The following is a 19,364-nucleotide window of genomic DNA, read 5'->3' on the forward strand; positions in this document are numbered from 1 at the left end:
CCGCCGAATCAGCATGTTGGGGCTCGATTGAGGATACTGATTATTGGCCTCAACTACGCGCCCGAGGCGATCGGGATTGCCGTCTATACGTCCGGCCTCGCCGAGGCGCTAACCGGCCCAGGCAACCGCATCGAGGTAATCGCCGGCCGTCCCTACTACCCAGACTGGCGCTCGTGGAGCGGGTATTCCAGGTGGTGGTATTCCTCCAGGATGGAGAAAGGCGTGAAGGTCATACGCTGTCCGCACTACGTGCCAGCAAAGCCCAGTGGCCCTCGTCGCATCCTCCATCATGCGAGCTTTGCGCTGACCAGTCTGTTCCCATCGTTGTGGTGCGCGCTACGGTCGCGGCCGCAGCTCGTACTTGTTGTAGCCCCTTCGCTGATCGCTGCTCCCATTGGGGCTCTTGCCGCACTGGTGGCTGGTGCCAAATCCTGGCTGCATGTGCAAGATCTCGAGGTAGATGCCGCTCTGGCGACTGGCCTGGTGGGACCAGGGGCGGGTGGGCGTTTCGCGCACGCCTTCGAGCGATGGGTGCTCAGGCTTTTCGGGCGCGTCAGTTCCATCTCCGAGCAGATGTGTTCGCGGATAGCTGCGAAGGGTGTGCCGGTGGACAGGGTCTCGGAGCTCCGCAACTGGGCCGATGTGGACGAGATCAGGCCAATTGCGGGCGAGTCCCGTTATCGCGCCGAGTGGGAAATCAAACGTCCTCACGTTGCGCTGTATGCCGGGAATATCGCCAACAAGCAGGGAATCGAAATTGTCATCGAGGCCGCACGCCGCCTCGCTGCACGTTCCGACTTGATATTCGTCATTTGTGGGCAGGGTCCCAATCGCAGCAAGCTCGAGCAGCAGGCAAGCGACCTCGATAACGTCCTGTTCAGGGATTTGCAGCCGCGAGATCGTCTCGCGGACCTGCTGGGTCTGGCGACCGTCCACCTGCTGCCACAGTTGGCTTCAGCCGCCGATCTGGTCTTGCCGTCCAAGCTGGGGAACATGCTGGCATCGGGTCGACCCGTCGTTGCGACCGCCGGCACTGGTACCGGCCTGGAGCGAGCCGTCAAGGACTGCGGATTTATCACCGAACCAGAAAACGGCCGAACCTTCGCAGACGCGATCGAGAGGCTTGTGGATGACGAGCCGCTCCGCGCCCAACTCGGACGGAACGCGCGGCTGCGCGCGGAGAGCAGCTTATCTCGTGGGGCGATTGTCGGAGCCTTTGCGTCGGACCTCGCCCGCTACTGTTCTCCGTCCCGCGGGGGTAAATCTTGACGGGGCCGCAGGCCGCATCAGACGTATCGCCGTTCGGGCGGGCGGCCAATTTCCTGATGCTCTGCATCGGGCTAGGGGCCGGGCAGGGCGCGCTGTTTCTCGCCAATACCTACCTCGTCGCCGACGGACGGCTGACGCGCCTGGCCGACTTTGGCTTGGCCTTCAACTTCGTAACGCTTTTCCTGATCGCGGTTGACGCTGGGTCGATTACCACGCTGTCGCGGGAAACGGCCCTTGCCCGCTCGCGCGAGGACTTCCCCGAAAGCCTCTCGTCCGCATACTCGGCTACCACAGTCGTGCGAGTACTGCTCGCGGGTGCCATCTGCCTTGCCGCTCTCCTCTACGTGAGCGTGGCGGGTGGCGAATTTGTCACGGGCTACGCCTGGGCAGGCTGGCTCGGCCCCGTTGTGTGGTCCTTCAATTTCTCTGGCGTGCTCGACGGCCTCCGCCGGAGTGGCATGGCCGGGATGTCGTCGATTTCGATATACCTGTTCTCGGCGGTCGGGGTTATGCTAAGCGGCGACCTGCCGGATCGCGAAGCAGGGTTCCTGCTGGGGTTCTTTCTCAGTCTCGGCGTGGTGACTGCTGTCGTGGCGCAGTACGTTGCACTCCGAACGAGCGGTGTTCACCTGCGCTTTAGACGGCCGTCGGCACATTCACTGCGGTCCGCTGCGTCATCGGGGTTCCTGATGCTGCTTTACACAACGCCGGGGCAGGTCTTCGTCCGCTTCCAAATCGCCATCGCTGCGGCGGTCCTTGGGCCGGCGCAGACGGCGCTCTATTTCTACGCCAAGCAGATTGCCAGCGGATTGCAGCAATTCATTCATTTCGCGAGAAGGGATGAGTTTCCGTCCCTTACCGCCGCTCACCAGGCCACAGGGCGCCTGTCGGTTGCCGATGCGTACCGGATGCAAAGGGGTAGCCTCGTTGTCGCCGTCGCGGCGGCATTCGCCACCGGTTTTGGGTTCCTCATCGTCGCGCAGGTCATTGATGGGCTAAAGGGCGCGTCCACGGCGGTGCTGCTGGTGCTGCCCCTCGTGATCACGGCCACCATCGTGGCAACCCTGTCTTTCGCACACCTCGCGTCCGGCCAGTATGCCCGCACGGCTTGGCCTTCGATTGCCGGCGTTCTCGCCGCCGTCCCGCTAAGTTACTGGGCCACGTCCACCTGGGGGTTGACCGGCCTCGTGCTGGCCGAGGGTCTGTCGCACCTCCTGACTTTCGCGCTGCTATGGTGGCTGCTGGCGAGCAAACCAACCGGGGCAAAGCCGTGAGTTGGCTCTACATCGCGATGGAGCTGGTGCTGCTGGCGCTCAGCGTCAGGCGCATTGGCATCCTTCCGGTTCCCACGGCCTTTTTCGCCTACCTGATACTGGGCCATCTGGTGCTGATCGGCGCCAATCTGGATCTCATAAACTATCCGTTCCTCTTCACCTGGACGACTTACGCTTACCAGCAATTCGCCGAGGAAGTTCATCTCTCGCTGTTCGTCATTTTTGTGCTGACTTTCCTGGCCACTCTCGGCCTCAGGGCCGACGCAAACCGGGCCATGCTGACGGTCATGCCACAGGGTGCAACGGTCGAGCGTCTAGCTTACGCCATTCTGTTCCTCTTATGGCTGCGCACCCTGATTGTGCTCCCGTACCTGCGGTGGGACTACGTCATGTCCAACAGCAGCTACCTGCTGCTCGGCGGCCCGGGCGTTCTGACCAGCCCTGGTGGATTGGCCGGCTTGATGCATTCCATCGGCAAGATATCCGGCCTGGTCTGCGCTGTTCTCTTTGGCTTCGCCATAGCGCGCCGACGGTTCGGCATGATGGTGGTGACCATGCCGCTCTTTGCTTGGCACTTCGTCTACGAGCTTGCCAGTTACTCGCGCTATGCATTCGTCTATGCCGTCGCCGTCACCATCGTTGTGTTCTTCTCAACTAGTGGCCTCCGTCGGGTGGTCAGCACGGGAACAGCGGCATTTCTGGCCCTTCTAAGTCTCGTTGTCGCGCTCGACGGCCGTGGAGAGGGTCAGTATGGGCTCGCCACACTTCCCAGCATGCTTGAGTTCGATAACCTCGTTTCCACCTTACGAGCCTCCATTGGCAATCTTTTCGAAGGCGTCTTCGTGCTATCGGAGCATTTCCGCGCCACGATCGACTACGACGAGTCCTACAAGCTGCTGTCGCTCTCCGTCCTACCGAGTTTCCTTGATGGTTTCTCTTCGATCCAGGTGTCGGGAGAGCGTCGCATCCATTTCTACGTCCCACGCGGTGCAATCGACGAGGCTCTGCAGTTCGGCCTGCTCTATGTGGTCATTTATGCCGCTGTGTGCATGGCGGCCGTCAGGGCATCGATCAAGCTGCTTCTGTCACGACGGCAGCCGATCATCGCAATGGTGCTCAACATCGTGCTGCTCCTCGGACTCCAGTTGCAGTTCACCTACTCGGTTCGCACCATCTTCCGGGTGTTCGTGGCAGTCTGGCTGCTCTCCTGGCTCCTGTCCAAACTGAGGCGTCCAGCGACGCGAGCTGCGGAGGATTCGCCCCGAGCTGCCCCCATGCATCTGGGTGCACGATGAGCGTACGTTGGGCGCAGCTGCGGCGGATCATCAGGGCGCGCGTGTCGACCTCGCCTGCGATCTACCTGCCGCTGCGGCAGCTGTTCACGTCGGCCATCGGTGTCGTCCACGAAGATACAGAGCTGCTCATCGAGGGCTATCCTCGCTCCGGCAATTCTTTCGCCGAGGCGGCCTTTCGTCTCGCGCAACCTGAACCGGTCGGACTTGCTCACCACACTCATGCCGCCGCTCAGGTGCTGGCCGCCGCAAAGTGGAACGTGCCCACACTGCTGCTCATTCGCGAGCCGCTCGATGCGGCCCGGTCGCTGATGATGCACCATCCAGCCTTGTTCACGCCGGCGAAATGCCTCAAGGAATACATCGTGTTCCATGAGGCCATCCTGCCGATCCGGAGTAAGTACCTGCTGGCGCGGTTCGAAACCGTGACCCGCGATTTCGGTCAGGTCATGGTGGCGCTGAACGCGACATTCGGTACGCAGTTCGAGATCTTCGAGCACTCAAAGGAAAACGAGAAAGCTGCTTTCGCGCTGCTCAACCAGTTAAGCCGTGAGCGCGGGACGGTCACCGATGAGGGGGAACCCTATTCGCCCGATCGCGATGACGCGTTCCGGACGTCGCGGGAGCGGGAAAAGCAGCGGGTCCGGGCCGCATTCGAACACCCGAAACTGGATCAGCTTCGACGTCGGGCCGAGGCTAGCTACCGCCGGATGCTGGAGAGTTCGGGTGCGATTGTCTAGCCAGTGCTGCACCGCCATGGATCACAGATGGGCCGGCTGAAAAAACTGCTGCAGCTCGCCGGGCGGCCAGGATCATGGGCTGCGCTGGGCAAGACACGGACGGCGGCTGCCGTTGAGCACCTCCCGCTGCTGCAGTGGGTTCGTCCCGATACGCTCATCGACGTCGGAGCCAACAAGGGCCAGTTCACGCTGGCGGCGCAACTGGCGGTGCCTAACGTCAAGGTCATAGCCTTCGAACCCTTGCCGTCGGAGGCTGCGATGTTCCGGCGCAACTTCGACGGCGATACCCGCGTCAGGCTGCTGCCCCTGGCGCTGGCGGCCACGCAGGGCCGGGTGACCCTCCATGTCACCGACCGGCCGGACAGTTCGTCGCTTCTGGCCCTGGGGTCCGCAGCGCGGGAGGCCTATGGGCTCAAGCCCCAACAGGCCATCGAGGTCGAGCAGCAGCGCCTCGATGCCGTCATCAGCGCCGAGGATCTGGTGGGAACATCACTTCTCAAGATCGACGTACAGGGCGCCGAGGCCATGGTGATCGATGGCGCCGCGGGGCTTCTGCCGAGCATCGATTTTGTCTATGTCGAACTCTCCTTCGTGCCGCTCTACGCCAACCAGCCGCTTGCCGGTGACATCATTGCGCAGCTGACGAAGGCCGGTTTCGTGCTTCGCGGCGTACAGAACCTTTCGGCGACCCGGGCTTTCGGGCCGACCCAGGCCGATTTTCTTTTCGAGAATGCCCGTCGAGGACGAGGATGATGGCGATCTTCGCCGGCCCGTTCCCGCCGCCGGTGCATGGCAAGGCTCTGGCGACCGTTGCGCTCCGTGATGCTCTCCTTGCCGAAGGCGTGGAGCTCCGCACCATCGACATTTCGGAGGGAGCGCGGCGCGGCGTCGCCAAGGCGGTGCACAAGCTTGCCAGTCATCTGGCGGCCATCATCGAGGCTGCCCGCCACGCCGGCCCGGTCTATATCTCGGTCAATTCCGGCGGTGGCATGTGGCTGACGACACTGTTGGCAGGATGTGCCCGCCTGCTCGGCCGGCCGCTGATCCTCCACCACCACTCGTACGACTATGTGGGGGAGCGCCGGTCGCGCATGGTGGTGCTGGCGCGCGCCGCCGGACCCCAGGCGGTTCACCTCGTGCTGGGGCAGGCCATGGCGTCGGACCTCGCCTCGTCCACGCCGGAGGTCGGGCGTACGGCAGTCCTGGGCAATGCCGGCCTGATCGACCCCGCCCTCATGGAGCTGCCAAAGTCCAAATCGGGGCTGGTGCTGGGGCACCTGAGCAACCTTTCGGCCGAAAAGGGCATCGCCGAAGTGGTCGAAACGGCGATTGCCCTGCAGTCCAAGGGACGACCGGTTCGCCTGGTGATTGCGGGCCCCGATGGGGACGACGCTGCGCGCTCGGCCATTGATCACGGCCGGCAACAGCTGGGCGACGCGCTGGACTATCGAGGCCCGGTCAGCGGCGCGGCCAAGCGGCGTTTCTTTGCCGACATCAGCCACTTTCTCTTTCCCACCCGCTATCGCAACGAGGCTTCTCCCCTCGTCCTGCTCGAGGCCGTGGCGGCAGGCGTGCCTTGTATCGCCTTTGCTCGCGGCTGTATCGCCGAGGATCTCGGGACGACGGGGGGTGTCACTGTCGCGATCGAAGAAGATTTCGTTGCGGAGGCCGTGTCCTGGCTATCGCAGGAGTGGCCCCAGTTGCGGCCGCGAGACCGTTACCTGGAACTTTTGGGTGCTTATCGTCGCCAGCTGGACGGCGTCGTCAGGTTGATGGCGGACTAGCTGGCGTTGCGGCCGAAGATCCAGGCGGCGGGAGTGGAGAGGAGGACGACGATGTCTCGGCTGAAGTCCCAGCCCGCGACAAATTCCACATCCGCCTCGACCCGCCGCAGCGCGTCGTCACGCCGCCGCGTCGGCCCGCGCAGGCCGCGCACCTGCGCCAGGCCCGTCATGCCCGGGCGCATGTCCAAGCGCCGTCTGGCCCAGGGGTATTTGGCGAAGATTTCTTCTTCCATCACCAAGGCGTGCGGGCGCGGGCCGACCAGGGACATGTGGCCGACGAGGACGTTGAGGAGCTGGGGGAGTTCGTCGAGGCTGGTGCGGCGGAGGAAGGCGCCGAGCCGGGTGACGCGGGCGTCGCCTGGCACTGCCTGGGTGAAGGCGCGGCCGGTTTCGGCCACCGTCATGGTGCGGAACTTCAGAATCGTGAACGGCACGGCGTTGCGGCCGTAGCGGCGCTGCAGATAGAGCACCGGCATGCGGTCGATGATGAGGATGGCGGCGGCAATCAGCAGCAGCAGCGGGGCAAACAGGACGATCAGCCCGAGCGAAGCGCCGATATCCACGCCACGCTTGAGGGCGAGCTGCAGGCGCAGCCCGAACCTCCGGCGTGGGGCAGCTGCGGCAATGGCGCGGGGCTCGTCCCAGGCAGCAGCGGCCGGCGCCCCGAGGGCGGCCGGGTCGGCTACATGCTGGAGGCCCTCGGCGTCATACAACATCGACAGGTCGGTCTCTCCGTGGCGAGCCGGCCAAAACGCGGCCAGATCACTCGCCAGTCCTCGGCCCTTTTCAGGGCCATGGCGGTAAGACTTTCCCGATTTCCGTTAAGATCGGCCTAATAGGCCTCGTTATAGTAGCCGGCATATTTGTTGCGGTAGCTCGCCGCGCTGCCTTCCTGCTGGTTGAGGATGACAAGCGTAGGCACGCCGGGCCGCTTGGCCGGCTCGAGGCTATGGGCTGCGTCGCGGGCATCGCGCTGGCTGGTCGAGGCCCAGCGAACCACGAAGGCAATGGCATCGGCGAACTTGGCCAGATAGAGCCCATCCACCACTGGTCCGACCGGCGGGGTGTCGATCACCACCATTTCGAAATGCGTGCGTGCCAGGTGGATCAGGTCGTCGAAGGCCTTGCTGGCGATCACCTGGTCGGTGGGGATGTCGGACCGGCGGGCGCCCACGAGAGCCAGGAGGCCGGTCTCGCTTTCGGTGAACAGAATATCCGAGAGGCCCTCGTCGTTGGCGGGCTTCATCAGGTGTTCGAGCAGGCCGGTCGAGGCTTCGACACCCATCTGGCGGTGGATCGAGGGCTTTCTGAGGTCGGCGTCGATCAGCAGCACGCTGCGGCCCGAGATCGCATAGGCGCGGGCAATCGAGAGCGCCATGGTGGTCTTGCCCTCGCCGGGTGCGGCCGAGGACACCATCAGCACCTTGCCGGGGGCCTTCTGGCCGGGGAGCGGCGGCGTACCGGCCTCCTCGCTGCGGCGCAGGGCTTGGTCGATCTCGGCGCGAACACGGCGCACGGTTTCGGCATAGACCGAGAGCGGCGCCGTGATCAGCGTATTGGCGGCGGAATCGCCGGCTTCGGTGCCGGTGGGGGCGTTCTTGCCGCTCCGGTGCTTGGGGATCACGGCGGCCACCGGCAGGCGCAGCACGGCACTCACCTGGCCCTCGGTGGTAAAGCCGCCAATATAGTTTTCGTAGAGGAAGGCGAGGCCGACACCGAGCGCAATCGCCGAGAGCAGCGCCAGCGTCAGGAACAGCGGCGGGTTGGGGAAGCTCGGGTTGGTGGGCGCCAGGGCCGGCGACACCACGCGGCTATCGGCCACCTGCAGGCTCGCCTGCTGCTCGACATCGGACACGCGGGCCAAGAGCGTCTGGTACTGGTTGCGGGCGATCTCGGAATTCTGCTGCATCTGGTAGATGCCGGTCAGCACGTCGGCCGGCAGGTTGCTGGTCAGGATGGTCGAACGCAGTTCCTGGCGCAGATTGTCGGCCAGCTCCTTGCTGGCCGAGATCTGGTTGCGGAAGGCGCTCGATTCCTGCCGGGCGGTGTCGGCAAGGCCGGATTCGATGCGGGTCAGTTCGGCGCGGAGGTCGACTTCCTGCTGGCTGCCCTGGGCGGCCGCGGCAAGGCTCGAGGCCACCTGCTGGCGCTGCCGTTCGAGTTCGGCGAGAGCGGTGGATTGCAGCGTCGTGGCGACGGTCGCCCAGCTCTGGCTGGCAATGCCGGCTTCCACGGTGTTCACCGTGCCGGCGGCGCGGTCATAATCGGCATTGGCGGCCTGCAGGCGCGAGCGCAGTTCGAGCACGCCCTGGTTGCCGCTATCGGCGCCGATGCGGTCGATATTGTTGTCGATGAAGGTGTCGAAGGCCTCTTCGGACTGCACGATCGCCTGGCTGGCGTCGGACATGCGCCCCTGCAGGATGTCGCGGGCGGCCAGCGCCGAGTCGATCTTGGCGCGCACCTGGGCGTCGATATAGGCGCGGGCCACCTCATTGGCGAGCAGGGCCGCCTTTTCCTGGTCGCGCGAGGTCGCCTGGATGGAGACGAGGTAGGTGAGGCCGCGGCGCTGCACGGCTACGGCGCGCGAGAGTTTCTGCAGCACCGATTGCAGGGCTTCGTTGCCGGTCGGCGCGGCGTCGTCGCGGAGCCTGAGGAATGCCAGCACCGATTGCAGCATGCCCAGCCGCACGCCGAATTCGGCATCGGCGATGAGGTTATTGGCGCGCACCACTTCGAGCATCACCGCATCGGAGCGGAGGATTTCCACCTCGCTGTCGACGCGGGCGTTCTCCGACGAGGCGCCCATCATCTCGGCGGTGGGGTCGAGGAGGTTCTTGTTGCTGGGGTCGACCAGCACCAGCGTCGAGGCGGTGTAAGTGGGGGTCAGCGAGAAAACCACGATCGCGGCCAACACCACGATCACTGCGATAGTCCCGGCAATGAGCCGCAATTGGCGCCGCAGCAAACCGACTATGCCGCGGAGGTCGATCCCGGACTCATCCATTCGTATTCTTTGATCCAGCAGGGAGAATCACTGCCATGGACCATAAAGGAGTTCGCCACAGTCCCAAAGCCCGCTGGCCTTTGGGCTGCTATTCTTGCGGGCAGTCTCCGCACATGGCTGATTTGCGTGCAGACCCCTTCCGGCGCAGGGGCGGGGAGGCGTAGATTCCTCTCGTCAACTGCGGGAGTCGCCGCCTGTTGCGTCCGCGGCGATCCCCGAAAACCCGGGGATTTGAAGTGCCCACCAAAGCAAAAGCCAGTTCCGTCCCTCTGAGCGACGACGCAATCCGTCACCGCGCCTACCTCTTGTGGGAGGCCGATGGCCGTCCCGACGGCCAGGCCGAGCACTACTGGATGAAGGCTTCCGAGCCGGCTCCGGATGTGGCGGCCAAGCCCAAGGCAAAGGCCACGGCGAAGAAAACCGCCGAAGCGCTGAAATCCGCCAGGCCCAGGGGCAAGGCGGTGAGCCCGGCCGAGCCGGCGCCGCTCAAGCTCGTGGCCAAGGCCAAGGCCACGCCACCCGCCAAGGTGCCAAAGGTGAAGGCGGCTGCCGCCAAGGTCAGTGCCCCGGCGGTCAAGGCCAAGCCTGCCGCCAAGGCACCGGCGAAAAAGCCCGCGGCCAAGAAGCCGAAGGCCTAAGCCCTAGTCGAGAGCGGCGATCGCCGAAATCTCGACGCGCAGGTTCGGGTCTGCCAGGCGCGCCTCGATGGTGGCGCGGGCGGGCGGGTTCGCCTTGTCGACCCAGGCGTCATAGGACGAGTTCATGGCGGCGAAATCCGCCATGTTCGGCAGGTAGACATTGACCATCAGGATCTTGGACTTGTCGGTGCCGGCACCTGCCAGCAGCGCATCGATCTGGGCGAGCACGTCCTTGGTCTGGTCTTCAATGCTGGCACTGGCATTGTTGGCGACCTGGCCGGCCAGATAAAGCGTGTTGTTGTGCTTGACGGCAGCCGACATGCGCTTGCCCGGCTGGTAACGGGTGATGGTCATTTGTTCCCTCACTGGTTGTGGTGGCAAGGCCAATAGGGTCTCGCCCTTCGGGAGGCAAGAGGGCGTCGCCGCCACCCAGCGCCCGACCCCCGCAACCTAACAAAAGTTTGGTGCCGGGACGCATTCAACTCACTTCCGAAAGCGGCTAAGGGAAACGCAGTCGTTGTGTCGGAAGGGCTTTGAGGAGGGTCCCGGATGAAGATTACTGACCTGAAATGCGCGATCATTGCGAACAGCCCGGTGATCCGCATCACCACCGATGAGGGGATCACCGGCTGGAGCCAGATCGAGACCCCCAAACCCTACGTCAAGCCGCAGGTCCTCGACCTCAAGGACTGGATCGTCGGACAGGATCCGCGCGACGTCGAGCGCGTCATGCGCCGTATCCGGGTGCGCGGCGGCTTCAAGCCGTTCGGTTCGGCCGTCTCGGCCATCGAGCATGCGCTCTGGGACATTGCCGGCAAGGCGCTCAACGCCCCGGTCTACAGGCTTCTCGGCGGCAAGGTGCGAGACCAGGTCCGCACCTACCGCACGCTCTACCAGGGCGAAGTGCCCGGCGGCGCCGAGCACACCCCGGCCGGCTACAAGCGCTGGGCCGAATATGGCAAGTCGCTCAAGGGCGAATTCACCCTGTTCAAGCTGCCCACCGCCTTCCACTCGTCGATGGTGCGCGACTTCCCGAACTATTTCTATGGCGACGTGCAGACCGATGCGCCCTTCCCGTACCCGCACAAGGGCACGATGACCAAGGAAGGCTTCGATCATCTGGTCGCCTGCATCACCTCGGCCCGTGAATCGCTGGGCGCGGGCTACAATACCGCGGTCGATGCTGGTCCGGGCTTCATGCCGCTCGATGCGCTGCGCCTCGCCAAGGCGGTGGAGCATCTGCACCTGATGTGGATCGAGGACACCGTCACCGGTGACTACTCGCCCTACATCAACCCCGACGTCTACAAGGACGTGACCCACCACACCACGACGCCGATCCATACCGGCGAGCAGATTTATCTGCGCCAGCACTACAAGGGGCTGATCGAGAGCCACGCGGTCAACGTCATCGGCCCCGATCCCTGCGATATCGGCGGCCTCGCCGAGATCAAGTGGGTGGCCGAGCATGCGGACCTGCACGGCATTTCCATCGCGCCGCACGGCACCGCCAACGGCATTCTGGGCCTCGCCGCGCTGATCCAGGTCTGCGCCACCATGCCCGACAATCTCATCGCCTTCGAGTACCCGGCCCGCTTCGAGCCCTTCTGGTACGACATCACCGAGGGTTTTGACGGCATGCCGGTCAAGGGCGGCCTCATCGACGTGCCGGATCGCCCCGGCCTCGGCGTCAACCTGATCGCCAGGGAAGCCAAGAAGTACCTCACCGACGGCGACGCCAGCTTCTTCGACTGATGCCTCTTGGGGGCGCCGCCACAAGCGGCGCCCTTTTCACATCACCCTCGAAAACCGGAGACGGCCATGACCAGCCATGCTGCGTCGGCACGCGCGCTTTTGAAGCTGCGCACAGAGTTCACCTTCCAGATTTCGGTCGATACCGACAACCTGCCACAGGCCTATGTCGTGGCCGATGCGGCGCTCGCGGGCGGGGTCGATCTCGTCGAGATGGGCACGCCACTGCTCAAAACCGAGGGCGTGAAACACGTCGTCCCGGCTTTCCGCCAGCGCTACCCCGATAGCCTCATCCTCGCCGATATGAAGAGCATGGATGGCTGCGGGTTCGAGGCGCGCAACATCTACAAGAACGGCGGCAATATCATCGATTTCCTGGCCATGGCCGGGGTGGCGAGCGCCAGAAACGTCGCCGCGGCGCGCGACGAGTTCCGCGCCGAGGGCGACATGGCCCGGCTGGCCTTTGCCGATATCCTGGTGCCGCAGCAGGGCCCGGCCAATGTGGCGGTCGAAGTGGCCCAGCGCATGCGCGATGCCGGCATGGACGGCGTCGGCCTCCACCTCCAGCTCGACGCCCGCCGTGCCGATCCGGGGCTCCATGCCTCGAGCTATCTCAGCGACGTCGCCCGCGCAGTGTTCGCCGCGGTTGGCGACACCTGCTCGGTGCAGGTGGTGGGTGGTTTGACCATCGCGCAGGCCAAGGCGCTGGCGAAAGACGGCCTCCGCGCCTTCGTCATCAGCGGCAATTTCGGCCTCGCCGAATCCCACTCCGGCTACGGTTCCCCAGCCGCCGAACAGACCCGGCTTGTGCAGGAGTTCATCGCGGCGGTTAAGGGGGCGTAATGGGCACGGGCCTCTCCGTCACCTCCCCCCTTGCGGGGGAGGTTGGGAGGGGGGTGGGAGAGCCCGGTAAGGTGCCCGCAGCGCTCCAGCCATCCCCAACGTCACTGGCCCATCCACCCCCTCCCCAAGCCTCCCCCGCAAGGGGGAGGGTGTCTGAGAGGCCAGTGGCCTCACACGCCCGCTTGCCCCGTCAGGCTCGAGACAAACCGCTTGGTGCGCTCCTTCTGCGGGGCGCCGAAGACCTGGGCGGCGGGGCCGGATTCGACCACTTCGCCGCGGTCGAGGAACACCACATTGCTGGCAATGCTGGACGCGAGCCGCAGGTCATGCGTCGCCATCAACATGGTGGTGCCTTCCCGCGCCAGGGCGGCAAGCACTTCCACCACTTCGATTGCGAGTTCTGGGTCGAGCGCCGAGGTCGGCTCGTCGCAGAGCAGCACCTTTGGCGATGGGGCGAGCGCCCGCGCAATCGCGATGCGCTGCTGCTGGCCGCCCGAGAGATTGGCCGGCCAGGCGTCGGCCTTGGCCAGCATGCCCACCTTGTCGAGCAGTTCAAGGGCGCGGCCGCGGGCCTTGTCCCTGGGCCAGCGCAGCACCGTCACCAGCCCCTCCATGACGTTTTCCAAAACCGTCAGATGCGGGAAGAGCTGGAAATTCTGGAACACCATGCCGGTTTTTCGTCGGAGGGTAAGGATGGCGTCGCGGGTGGGTTTTGTGCCGGGGGCAAAGCTGATGCTGGCATCGGCCACGGTGACGCGGCCCGATTGCGGGATTTCGAGGAGGTTCACGCAGCGGAGCAGGGTGCTCTTGCCGCTGCCCGATGGGCCGACCAGCGCCGTTACCGTGCCCTCGGTCACGGCGACGCTGACGCCCTTGAGCACCTGCACGTCGGCGAAACTTTTCACAATGCCGTCGAGGCCGATCATGAGCCGGCCTCCAGATAGCCGCCATAACGGCTCAACCGTTTTTCGAGCCGGCCCTGCAGGGTCGACAGTACCGAGCTGACCACCAGATAGATCAGCGCCACCTCTATATAGAGGATCAGCGGCTCATAGGTGGTGGCGACGATGCGCTGGCCGGCGCGGAACAGTTCCGGCACCGTGATGGCGGCGGCCAGCGAGGTGTCCTTCACCAGCGAAATGAAGGTGTTGGACAGCGGCGGTACTGCCACGCGGCTCGCCTGCGGCAGGATGGCCCGGCGCATTGCCTGCGCCCAGGTCATGCCGATCGAATAGGCCGCTTCCCACTGGCCCTTGGGGACAGAGGCCAGCACCGCGCGGATGATCTCGGACGTATAGGCGCCGATATTGAGGGTGAAGCCGATCAGCGCCGCCGGAAAGGCGTCGAGTACGATGCCGGCGCTCGGCAGGCCGTAAAAGATGAGGAAGAGCTGCACCAGGAGCGGGGTGCCGCGGATGATCCAGACATAAAAGCGGATCACCAGCACCAAGGGCTTGGGCCCGAAGAGCCGGATCAGCGCCGCCCCGAAGCCGACCGCCAGGCCGAAGGCGAACGAGAGCAGCGTCAGCGGCACGGTAAACTGCACGCAGGCCCAGAGCAGCGAGGGCAGCGACTCGAGCATCAGGGTGAGCCAGGTCGGCGGCATGTCACTCCTTGGGCAACAGGAACTGGGGTAAACAAAAACCGGCCGGAAGATCCGGCCGGTTCATTCTAACTATCCGTCGATCCAGCGCTACTGGCTGACGTCGGCGCCGAAATACTTCTGCGAAATGGCCGAATAGGTGCCGTCCGACTTGATTTCGGTGAGCGCGGCGTTGATGGCGTCGAGCAGGTCCTGCTTGCCCTTGCCGATCAGCACGCCCGAAAAATCGGCATTCGCCTGGGTGGCGGCGATCTTCACGTTCGCATCCGGCTGCCGTGTCTTGAAGTCGTAGAACGACAAGCTGTCATTGATGGTGGCGTCGGCGCGGCCCTGGATCACCAGGGCAATCGACTGGTCGAAGCCATCGGTGCCGACCAGCTCGGCGCCGTTCTCCTCGGCGAGCTTGCCAAAGTTGCTGGTGAGGGTCTGGGCCGCCTTCTTGCCGGCGAGATCAGGGAAATCCTTGATGGTGTCGTTGTCGCCCTTGACGATCAGCACGGCCTTTGAGGCAATGTAGGGGTCGGAGAAATCGTACTTCTCCTTGCGGGCTTCGGTAATGCCGACCTGGTTGATGACCACGTCATAGCGGTTGGCATCGACGCCGGCGATCAGGCCATCCCACGGGCCTTCGACGAACTCGGCTTCGACGCCGAGACGCTTAGCGATCTCGCGGCCGATTTCCACGTCGAAACCCACGAGCGTGTTGCTCTCGTCGCGGAAGGTGAAGGGCGCATAGGTGCCCTCGGTGCCGATGCGCAGCGCGCCGGCCGCCTTGAGGTCGGCCAGGGCCGACTGCGCCATGACGGGGCTTGCGAGGGCCACGAGGCCGAGGGCAGCCAGCAACGTCTTTGCGATCTTCATCTTTTTCTCCTTGTTCGGCGGGCGCCGAGCGCCTGCATTGGCGGGAGAAATGCGCCGGAAATCTGCGGGTTTCAACCACTTGGCGCCGACTTGGAAGGATGTTTCCTTTCCCGCCCTGCCTACCAAATAGGCATTCTTACGCGGCTTGAAAGTGGAGTTTTCGATTACCTGGAATCGACTGGCGGCAGTGCAGTCCGAACCTCGTGGATCGACGAGCTCACCATGAGGTTCTCACAGATATCCCAGTAGCCCTCATGGTGAGCCTGTCGAACCACGAGGGCGTGGCGCTCTGAGACCTAAAGCGTAATCCCCCCGTCGGCGATGAAGTTGGCGCCGGTTGCATAGGCGCTTTCGTCGCTGGCGAGGTAGACGGCGAGGTTGGCGATTTCGGCCGGTTGCGCCATGCGGCCCATGGGCTGGCGGGCGATGAAGGTCTTCCACACTTCGTCATGGTCGCCCAGCGCATTGGCGCGTTCATGCAGCGATGGCGAATCCACGCTGCCCGGGCAGATGGCGTTGGCCCGGATGCCGTGCGGCATGTAGTCGAAGGCAATCGATTTGGTCAGCCCGATCACCGCCGCCTTGGTGGACATGTAGCTGATGCGGTTGGGCACGCCCTTCAGCGAGGATGCCACCGAGGCGATGTTGATGATCGAGGCGCCGCCCTGCTTGATGAAGGCGGGCAAGAAAGCCTGGGTGAGCACGAACATCGGCGTCACGTTGATGTCGAAGCTCCGCTGCCAGTCTTCGAGCGCGGTGTTCTCGAGCTTGCCCTGGTGCACCCAGCCGGCGCAGTTGAAGAGCACGTTGACGCCCTTGTGGCGCGCCGCTGCGCCCCTGAGCGCCGCATGATCGGTGACGTTGAGCACATAGGCCTCGTGACCGGGCCCGATCGCATCGAGCTCGGTCTGCAGCCTGTTGATGGCGACCGGGTCGCGGTCGGTGGCGATGACCCTGGCGCCATCGCGGGCAAAGCCCAGCGCCGTGGCGCCGCCGATACCGGCTGCCGAAGCCGTCATGAATGCGATCTTGTTGTCGAGCCGTCCCACGAAAGTCTCCCAATCCCTTTTGCGGTCGAGACAATCACCTCGCGCGCCTGCTTGGCAAGCCGTCGGCAAACTGGCAGCTTAGGCAAATTGAAGGGCGCATGGGCCCGCCGATGGTAACGTTGTCCCCATCCAGTCCATGCGGTAGACATGCCCGAGGGGGGTGGCATGACGGAGGAGAGCTGGGAAGCCGTGCTTCCCGCGATGCTGCGCGCGGCGGGCCTGCCCGACGCCGGGTTCACGGTCGAGCCGCTGACCGGCGGCGTGTCGTCCGACATCGTCCGCATTACACTGGCCGACGGTCGCCTCGCCTGCGCCAAGCGGGCGCTCAAAAAGCTCAAGGTCGCCAGCGACTGGCAGGCGCCGCTCGAACGAAACCACTATGAAGTCGCCTGGCTCCGCCGCGCCGCCGCCATCGTCCCCGGCGCCGCCCCTAATGTGCTGGCCGAAGACCGGTCCCGCGGCATTGCACTGCTCGATTACCTGCCGGCCGACGACTACGTGCTCTGGAAATCCGAGCTCCTCGCCGGCCGGGCCGATCCGAACGTTCCGGTGCGGGTGGCGACGGCGCTCGGCCGCATCCATGTGGCGACGCTGCGCGATCCTGCAGTCACAGCCGAGTTCCCGACGGACCATCTGATCGACGCGCTACGGCTCGACCCCTACCTGCGTTTCACCGCCGGCCGGCATCCGGACGTCGCCGACAAGATACTCGCTGTGCTCAGGACGACGGCCACCACCAAGCTGGCGCTGGTGCATGGCGATGTCAGCCCCAAGAATATTCTCGTCGGCAAACGCGACGGTCATCCGGTGCTGCTCGATGCAGAATGTGCGTGGTTTGGCGATCCGGCCTTCGATGGCGCGTTTTGTCTCAATCATCTGCTGCTGAAAGCCGTTCATGTGCCGGTCATCGGCATGGCGCTTTTGGGGCAGGCGCAGGTTTTCGCCGACGCCTGGCTCGGGCTGTTCCCGGCCGATCTCCGTGCCGATCTCGAACGGCGGACGGCCGCTTTGCTGCCCTGCCTCCTCCTCGCGCGGGTCGATGGCAAGTCGCCGGTCGAGTACCTCAGCGAGCCCAACCGCCAGCGGGTGCGCGATATCGCCATCCCGATGATCCGGCAGGCGCCGGTGACGATTGTCGATGTAATTCAAGGAGTTTGCCGCGGATGACGGCCATCGGTTCAGTGCGTGGCCGGCAGGTCTGGGATTCGCGCGGACGCCCCACGGTCGAGGTGGAAATCACGCTCGCCGATGGCAGCATCGGCCGTTCCATCGCCCCCTCCGGCGCCTCCATGGGCCGGCGCGAGGCCCTCGACAAACGCGACGGCGGCAAGCGCCTCGGCGGCTTCGGCGTCAACGCCGCCCTTGCCGCGGTCAATGGCGAAATCGCCAGCACTCTCAAGGGGATGGACGCGGCCGACCAGTCCGCCATCGACGCCGCTCTGGTCCATCTCGACGGCACGCCACAGAAGGAGCGGTTGGGCGGCAATGCCATCGTCGCCACCTCGCAGGCCGTCGCCTGGGCCGCCGCCGCATCAAGGAAAGTGCCGCTCTGGCAGCATCTTAGGGGCCTCGCCGGCGTTGCCGACGCACCGATCCCGGCGCCGATGATCCAGATTTTCGGTGGCGGCCGCCATGCCGGCAACCGCATCGACATCCAGGACTTCCTGATCCTCTCGCTCGGCGCCAAAAGCTTCGCTGAGGCCGCCGAGTGGACTGCCGAGGTCTATCTCGCGGCTGCGTCGGCGATGAAGAAAGCCGGCAAGCTCAATGGCGTAGCGGACGAGGGCGGGGTCTGGCCGGATTTCACCGCCAACGAGGACGGGCTCGATCTTCTCACCCGCGCCATCCAGGATGCCGGGTTCAAGCCCGGCGTCGATATCGGCATCGCGCTCGACGTTGCCGCCAGCTCGTTCTTCGCCGATGGTGCCTATGTGCTTGCGCTGGACGGCAAAAAGCTCGACACCGCCGGCATGATCGACCTCCTCGCCGGCTGGGTCGAGACATACCCGATCGTCTCGCTCGAAGATCCGCTGGCCGAGGACGACGATGCCGGGTTCACCGCCATCACGGCAAAGCTCGGCAAGCGCATCCAGATCATCGGCGACGACTATCTCACCACCAGCGCCGAGCGCATCGCCCACGCGGCCTCGATCAAGGCCTGCAACTCCGTGCTGCTCAAGGCCAACCAGTGCGGCACGATTTCCGAGCTGATCGCGGCCTCGAACGCGGCACGGACGCTGGGCTGGAACACCATTCAGTCGGGTCGCTCGGGGGAGAGCGAAGACGTGACATTGAGCCATCTCGCCGTCGGCCTGGGGTCGGACCAGATCAAGGTGGGCTCGATGGCGCGGTCGGAGCGGACGGCCAAGTGGAATGAAGTGATCCGCATCGAAGAGGGGATGCCAACGGGCCGGTATTGGCGGTTTTCCGTTTAGTAAAACCTTGCTAATCTGGCCCACAAGTCGGGGGGCTGGAGTTGGTAGACATTAGCAGGAAACCCGCGCACCGCATGGTGCGTGTGGAAGACGTTGCGCGTGAAGCGGGCGTCTCGCCGATCACCGTATCGCGCGCCCTCAGTAATCCCGAAAAGGTCAAGGAAGAGACCCGCAAGAAGGTCGAGGCCGCCGTCGCCAAGACCGGCTATGTGGTCAACCGCTTTGCCTCCAGCCTGCGCTCGGGCCGATCGACCATCATTTCGGCCTTTGTCTCCAATCTCGCCAATCCGCATTTTGCGCTCGCCATCCAGGGCTGCGCGGCGGCGCTCGAGGGCAGCCGCTATCACATGCTGATGGCGCAGACTGGCTACTCGGAAGAGACGCAGGAGGACATGCTGGCCGAGGTGCTGCCGTTCCGGCCGGCCGCCATGATGTTCACCGGGCTGGTTCAGTCGGATGCGGCGCGCGACCAGTTGATGGCGATGGACATGCCGGTGATGGAAATGTGGGACTACCGGCCCGATCCCATCGACATGCTGGTGGGCTTTTCCAATTCAGAGGGCGGACGGCTCCTCGGCGAGCACTTCAGGGAGCGCGGCTACAGGACAGTGGTCTATGCCGGCCGCACCCAGGGTCGCGGCACGCAGCGGATCGGCGGTTTCGTCGAGGGCCTCGGGCGCCAGCCCGACATGACGGTCTCGGTCGAGGGCAACCAGTCGATCAATGACGGCATGGCGGCGCTCGAAAAGATCATGACCGAGCTGCCCGAAACCGACGCCATCATGTTCGGCAGCGACGTGCTGGCGGTCGGCGCGCTGCT

General features: G+C 64.7%; 19 protein-coding genes. 12 read left to right on the forward strand and 7 right to left on the reverse strand.

The window, feature by feature from the left end:
- Positions 1-27: 27 nt before the first annotated feature.
- From SFU85_09920 to SFU85_09945, 6 genes are read left to right on the forward strand one after another with little or no spacing between them, the layout of a single operon-like run.
- The gene (locus SFU85_09920) at positions 28-1,269 is read left to right on the forward strand and encodes a WcaI family glycosyltransferase (protein MDX6767096.1); all 1,242 of its coding nucleotides are present in this window, start codon (positions 28-30) and stop codon (positions 1,267-1,269) included.
- Positions 1,266-2,543, forward strand: coding sequence for a hypothetical protein (locus SFU85_09925; protein MDX6767097.1), 1,278 nt, complete (start codon positions 1,266-1,268; stop codon positions 2,541-2,543). The genes SFU85_09920 and SFU85_09925 overlap by 4 nt, the downstream gene beginning before the upstream one ends.
- Entirely contained in the window at positions 2,501-3,838 is a 1,338-nt protein-coding gene (locus SFU85_09930) for a hypothetical protein (GenBank protein MDX6767098.1), read from the forward strand. Before SFU85_09925 ends, SFU85_09930 begins: the two co-directional genes overlap by 43 nt.
- Positions 3,835-4,575: a hypothetical protein gene (locus tag SFU85_09935; GenBank protein MDX6767099.1), complete on the forward strand. Its 741-nt coding sequence runs from the start codon at positions 3,835-3,837 to the stop codon at positions 4,573-4,575. The genes SFU85_09930 and SFU85_09935 overlap by 4 nt, the downstream gene beginning before the upstream one ends.
- A 27-nt stretch (positions 4,576-4,602) precedes the next feature.
- On the forward strand, positions 4,603-5,328 hold the full coding sequence (locus SFU85_09940) for an FkbM family methyltransferase (GenBank protein ID MDX6767100.1): 726 nt from the start codon (positions 4,603-4,605) through the stop codon (positions 5,326-5,328).
- The gene (locus tag SFU85_09945) at positions 5,325-6,359 is read left to right on the forward strand and encodes a glycosyltransferase family 4 protein (protein MDX6767101.1); all 1,035 of its coding nucleotides are present in this window, start codon (positions 5,325-5,327) and stop codon (positions 6,357-6,359) included. The genes SFU85_09940 and SFU85_09945 overlap by 4 nt, the downstream gene beginning before the upstream one ends.
- Here SFU85_09945 and SFU85_09950 read toward each other — a convergent pair.
- Positions 6,356-7,075, reverse strand: a complete 720-nt coding sequence (locus SFU85_09950; protein ID MDX6767102.1) for a sugar transferase — start codon at positions 7,073-7,075, stop codon at positions 6,356-6,358. The genes SFU85_09945 and SFU85_09950 overlap by 4 nt on opposite strands.
- Positions 7,076-7,191: 116 nt before the next feature.
- The gene (locus SFU85_09955; GenBank protein MDX6767103.1) at positions 7,192-9,363 is read right to left on the reverse strand and encodes a Wzz/FepE/Etk N-terminal domain-containing protein; all 2,172 of its coding nucleotides are present in this window, start codon (positions 9,361-9,363) and stop codon (positions 7,192-7,194) included.
- Between the two features lie 236 nt (positions 9,364-9,599).
- On the opposite strand from SFU85_09955, the gene SFU85_09960 reads away from it, so the two are divergent.
- Positions 9,600-10,001 carry a DUF2934 domain-containing protein gene (locus SFU85_09960; protein ID MDX6767104.1) on the forward strand — a complete coding sequence of 134 codons (402 nt, stop codon included), beginning with the start codon at positions 9,600-9,602 and terminating at the stop codon, positions 9,999-10,001.
- Between the two features lie 3 nt (positions 10,002-10,004).
- Here the strand turns inward: SFU85_09960 and SFU85_09965 are convergent, their stop codons facing one another.
- Positions 10,005-10,355: a RidA family protein gene (locus SFU85_09965; GenBank protein MDX6767105.1), complete on the reverse strand. Its 351-nt coding sequence runs from the start codon at positions 10,353-10,355 to the stop codon at positions 10,005-10,007.
- A 195-nt stretch (positions 10,356-10,550) separates the two neighbouring features.
- On the opposite strand from SFU85_09965, the gene SFU85_09970 reads away from it, so the two are divergent.
- Entirely contained in the window at positions 10,551-11,756 is a 1,206-nt protein-coding gene (locus SFU85_09970) for a mandelate racemase/muconate lactonizing enzyme family protein (GenBank protein ID MDX6767106.1), read from the forward strand.
- Positions 11,757-11,822: 66 nt separating this feature from the next.
- Entirely contained in the window at positions 11,823-12,596 is a 774-nt protein-coding gene (locus SFU85_09975; protein ID MDX6767107.1) for a hypothetical protein, read from the forward strand.
- A 170-nt stretch (positions 12,597-12,766) separates the two neighbouring features.
- Here the strand turns inward: SFU85_09975 and SFU85_09980 are convergent, their stop codons facing one another.
- The 4 genes from SFU85_09980 to SFU85_09995 all read right to left on the reverse strand — a co-directional run bounded on the left by SFU85_09980 (position 12,767) and on the right by SFU85_09995 (position 16,109).
- Positions 12,767-13,522: an amino acid ABC transporter ATP-binding protein gene (locus SFU85_09980; GenBank protein MDX6767108.1), complete on the reverse strand. Its 756-nt coding sequence runs from the start codon at positions 13,520-13,522 to the stop codon at positions 12,767-12,769.
- A complete protein-coding gene (locus SFU85_09985; protein MDX6767109.1) occupies positions 13,519-14,202 on the reverse strand; it encodes an ABC transporter permease subunit in 684 nt (227 codons plus the stop codon). The genes SFU85_09980 and SFU85_09985 overlap by 4 nt, the downstream gene beginning before the upstream one ends.
- A gap of 87 nt (positions 14,203-14,289) precedes the next feature.
- A complete protein-coding gene (locus tag SFU85_09990) occupies positions 14,290-15,060 on the reverse strand; it encodes an amino acid ABC transporter substrate-binding protein (GenBank protein ID MDX6767110.1) in 771 nt (256 codons plus the stop codon).
- Positions 15,061-15,356: 296 nt separating this feature from the next.
- Positions 15,357-16,109 carry an SDR family oxidoreductase gene (locus tag SFU85_09995; GenBank protein MDX6767111.1) on the reverse strand — a complete coding sequence of 251 codons (753 nt, stop codon included), beginning with the start codon at positions 16,107-16,109 and terminating at the stop codon, positions 15,357-15,359.
- Between the two features lie 147 nt (positions 16,110-16,256).
- Between SFU85_09995 and SFU85_10000 the strand changes: the two genes are divergently transcribed.
- The 3 genes from SFU85_10000 to SFU85_10010 all read left to right on the forward strand — a co-directional run.
- Positions 16,257-17,276, forward strand: a complete 1,020-nt coding sequence (locus tag SFU85_10000; protein ID MDX6767112.1) for a phosphotransferase — start codon at positions 16,257-16,259, stop codon at positions 17,274-17,276.
- Complete coding sequence (eno, locus tag SFU85_10005; protein ID MDX6767113.1) at positions 17,273-18,544, forward strand: phosphopyruvate hydratase; 1,272 nt, start codon at positions 17,273-17,275, stop codon at positions 18,542-18,544. The genes SFU85_10000 and eno overlap by 4 nt, the downstream gene beginning before the upstream one ends.
- A 74-nt stretch (positions 18,545-18,618) precedes the next feature.
- The coding region (locus tag SFU85_10010; protein ID MDX6767114.1) for a LacI family DNA-binding transcriptional regulator at positions 18,619-19,364 on the forward strand (746 nt) is incomplete at its 3' end.

The sequence above is a fragment of the Candidatus Methylacidiphilales bacterium genome (assembly GCA_033875315.1).
Classification (GTDB): domain Bacteria; phylum Verrucomicrobiota; class Verrucomicrobiia; order Methylacidiphilales; family CAZTYG01; genus JANRJG01.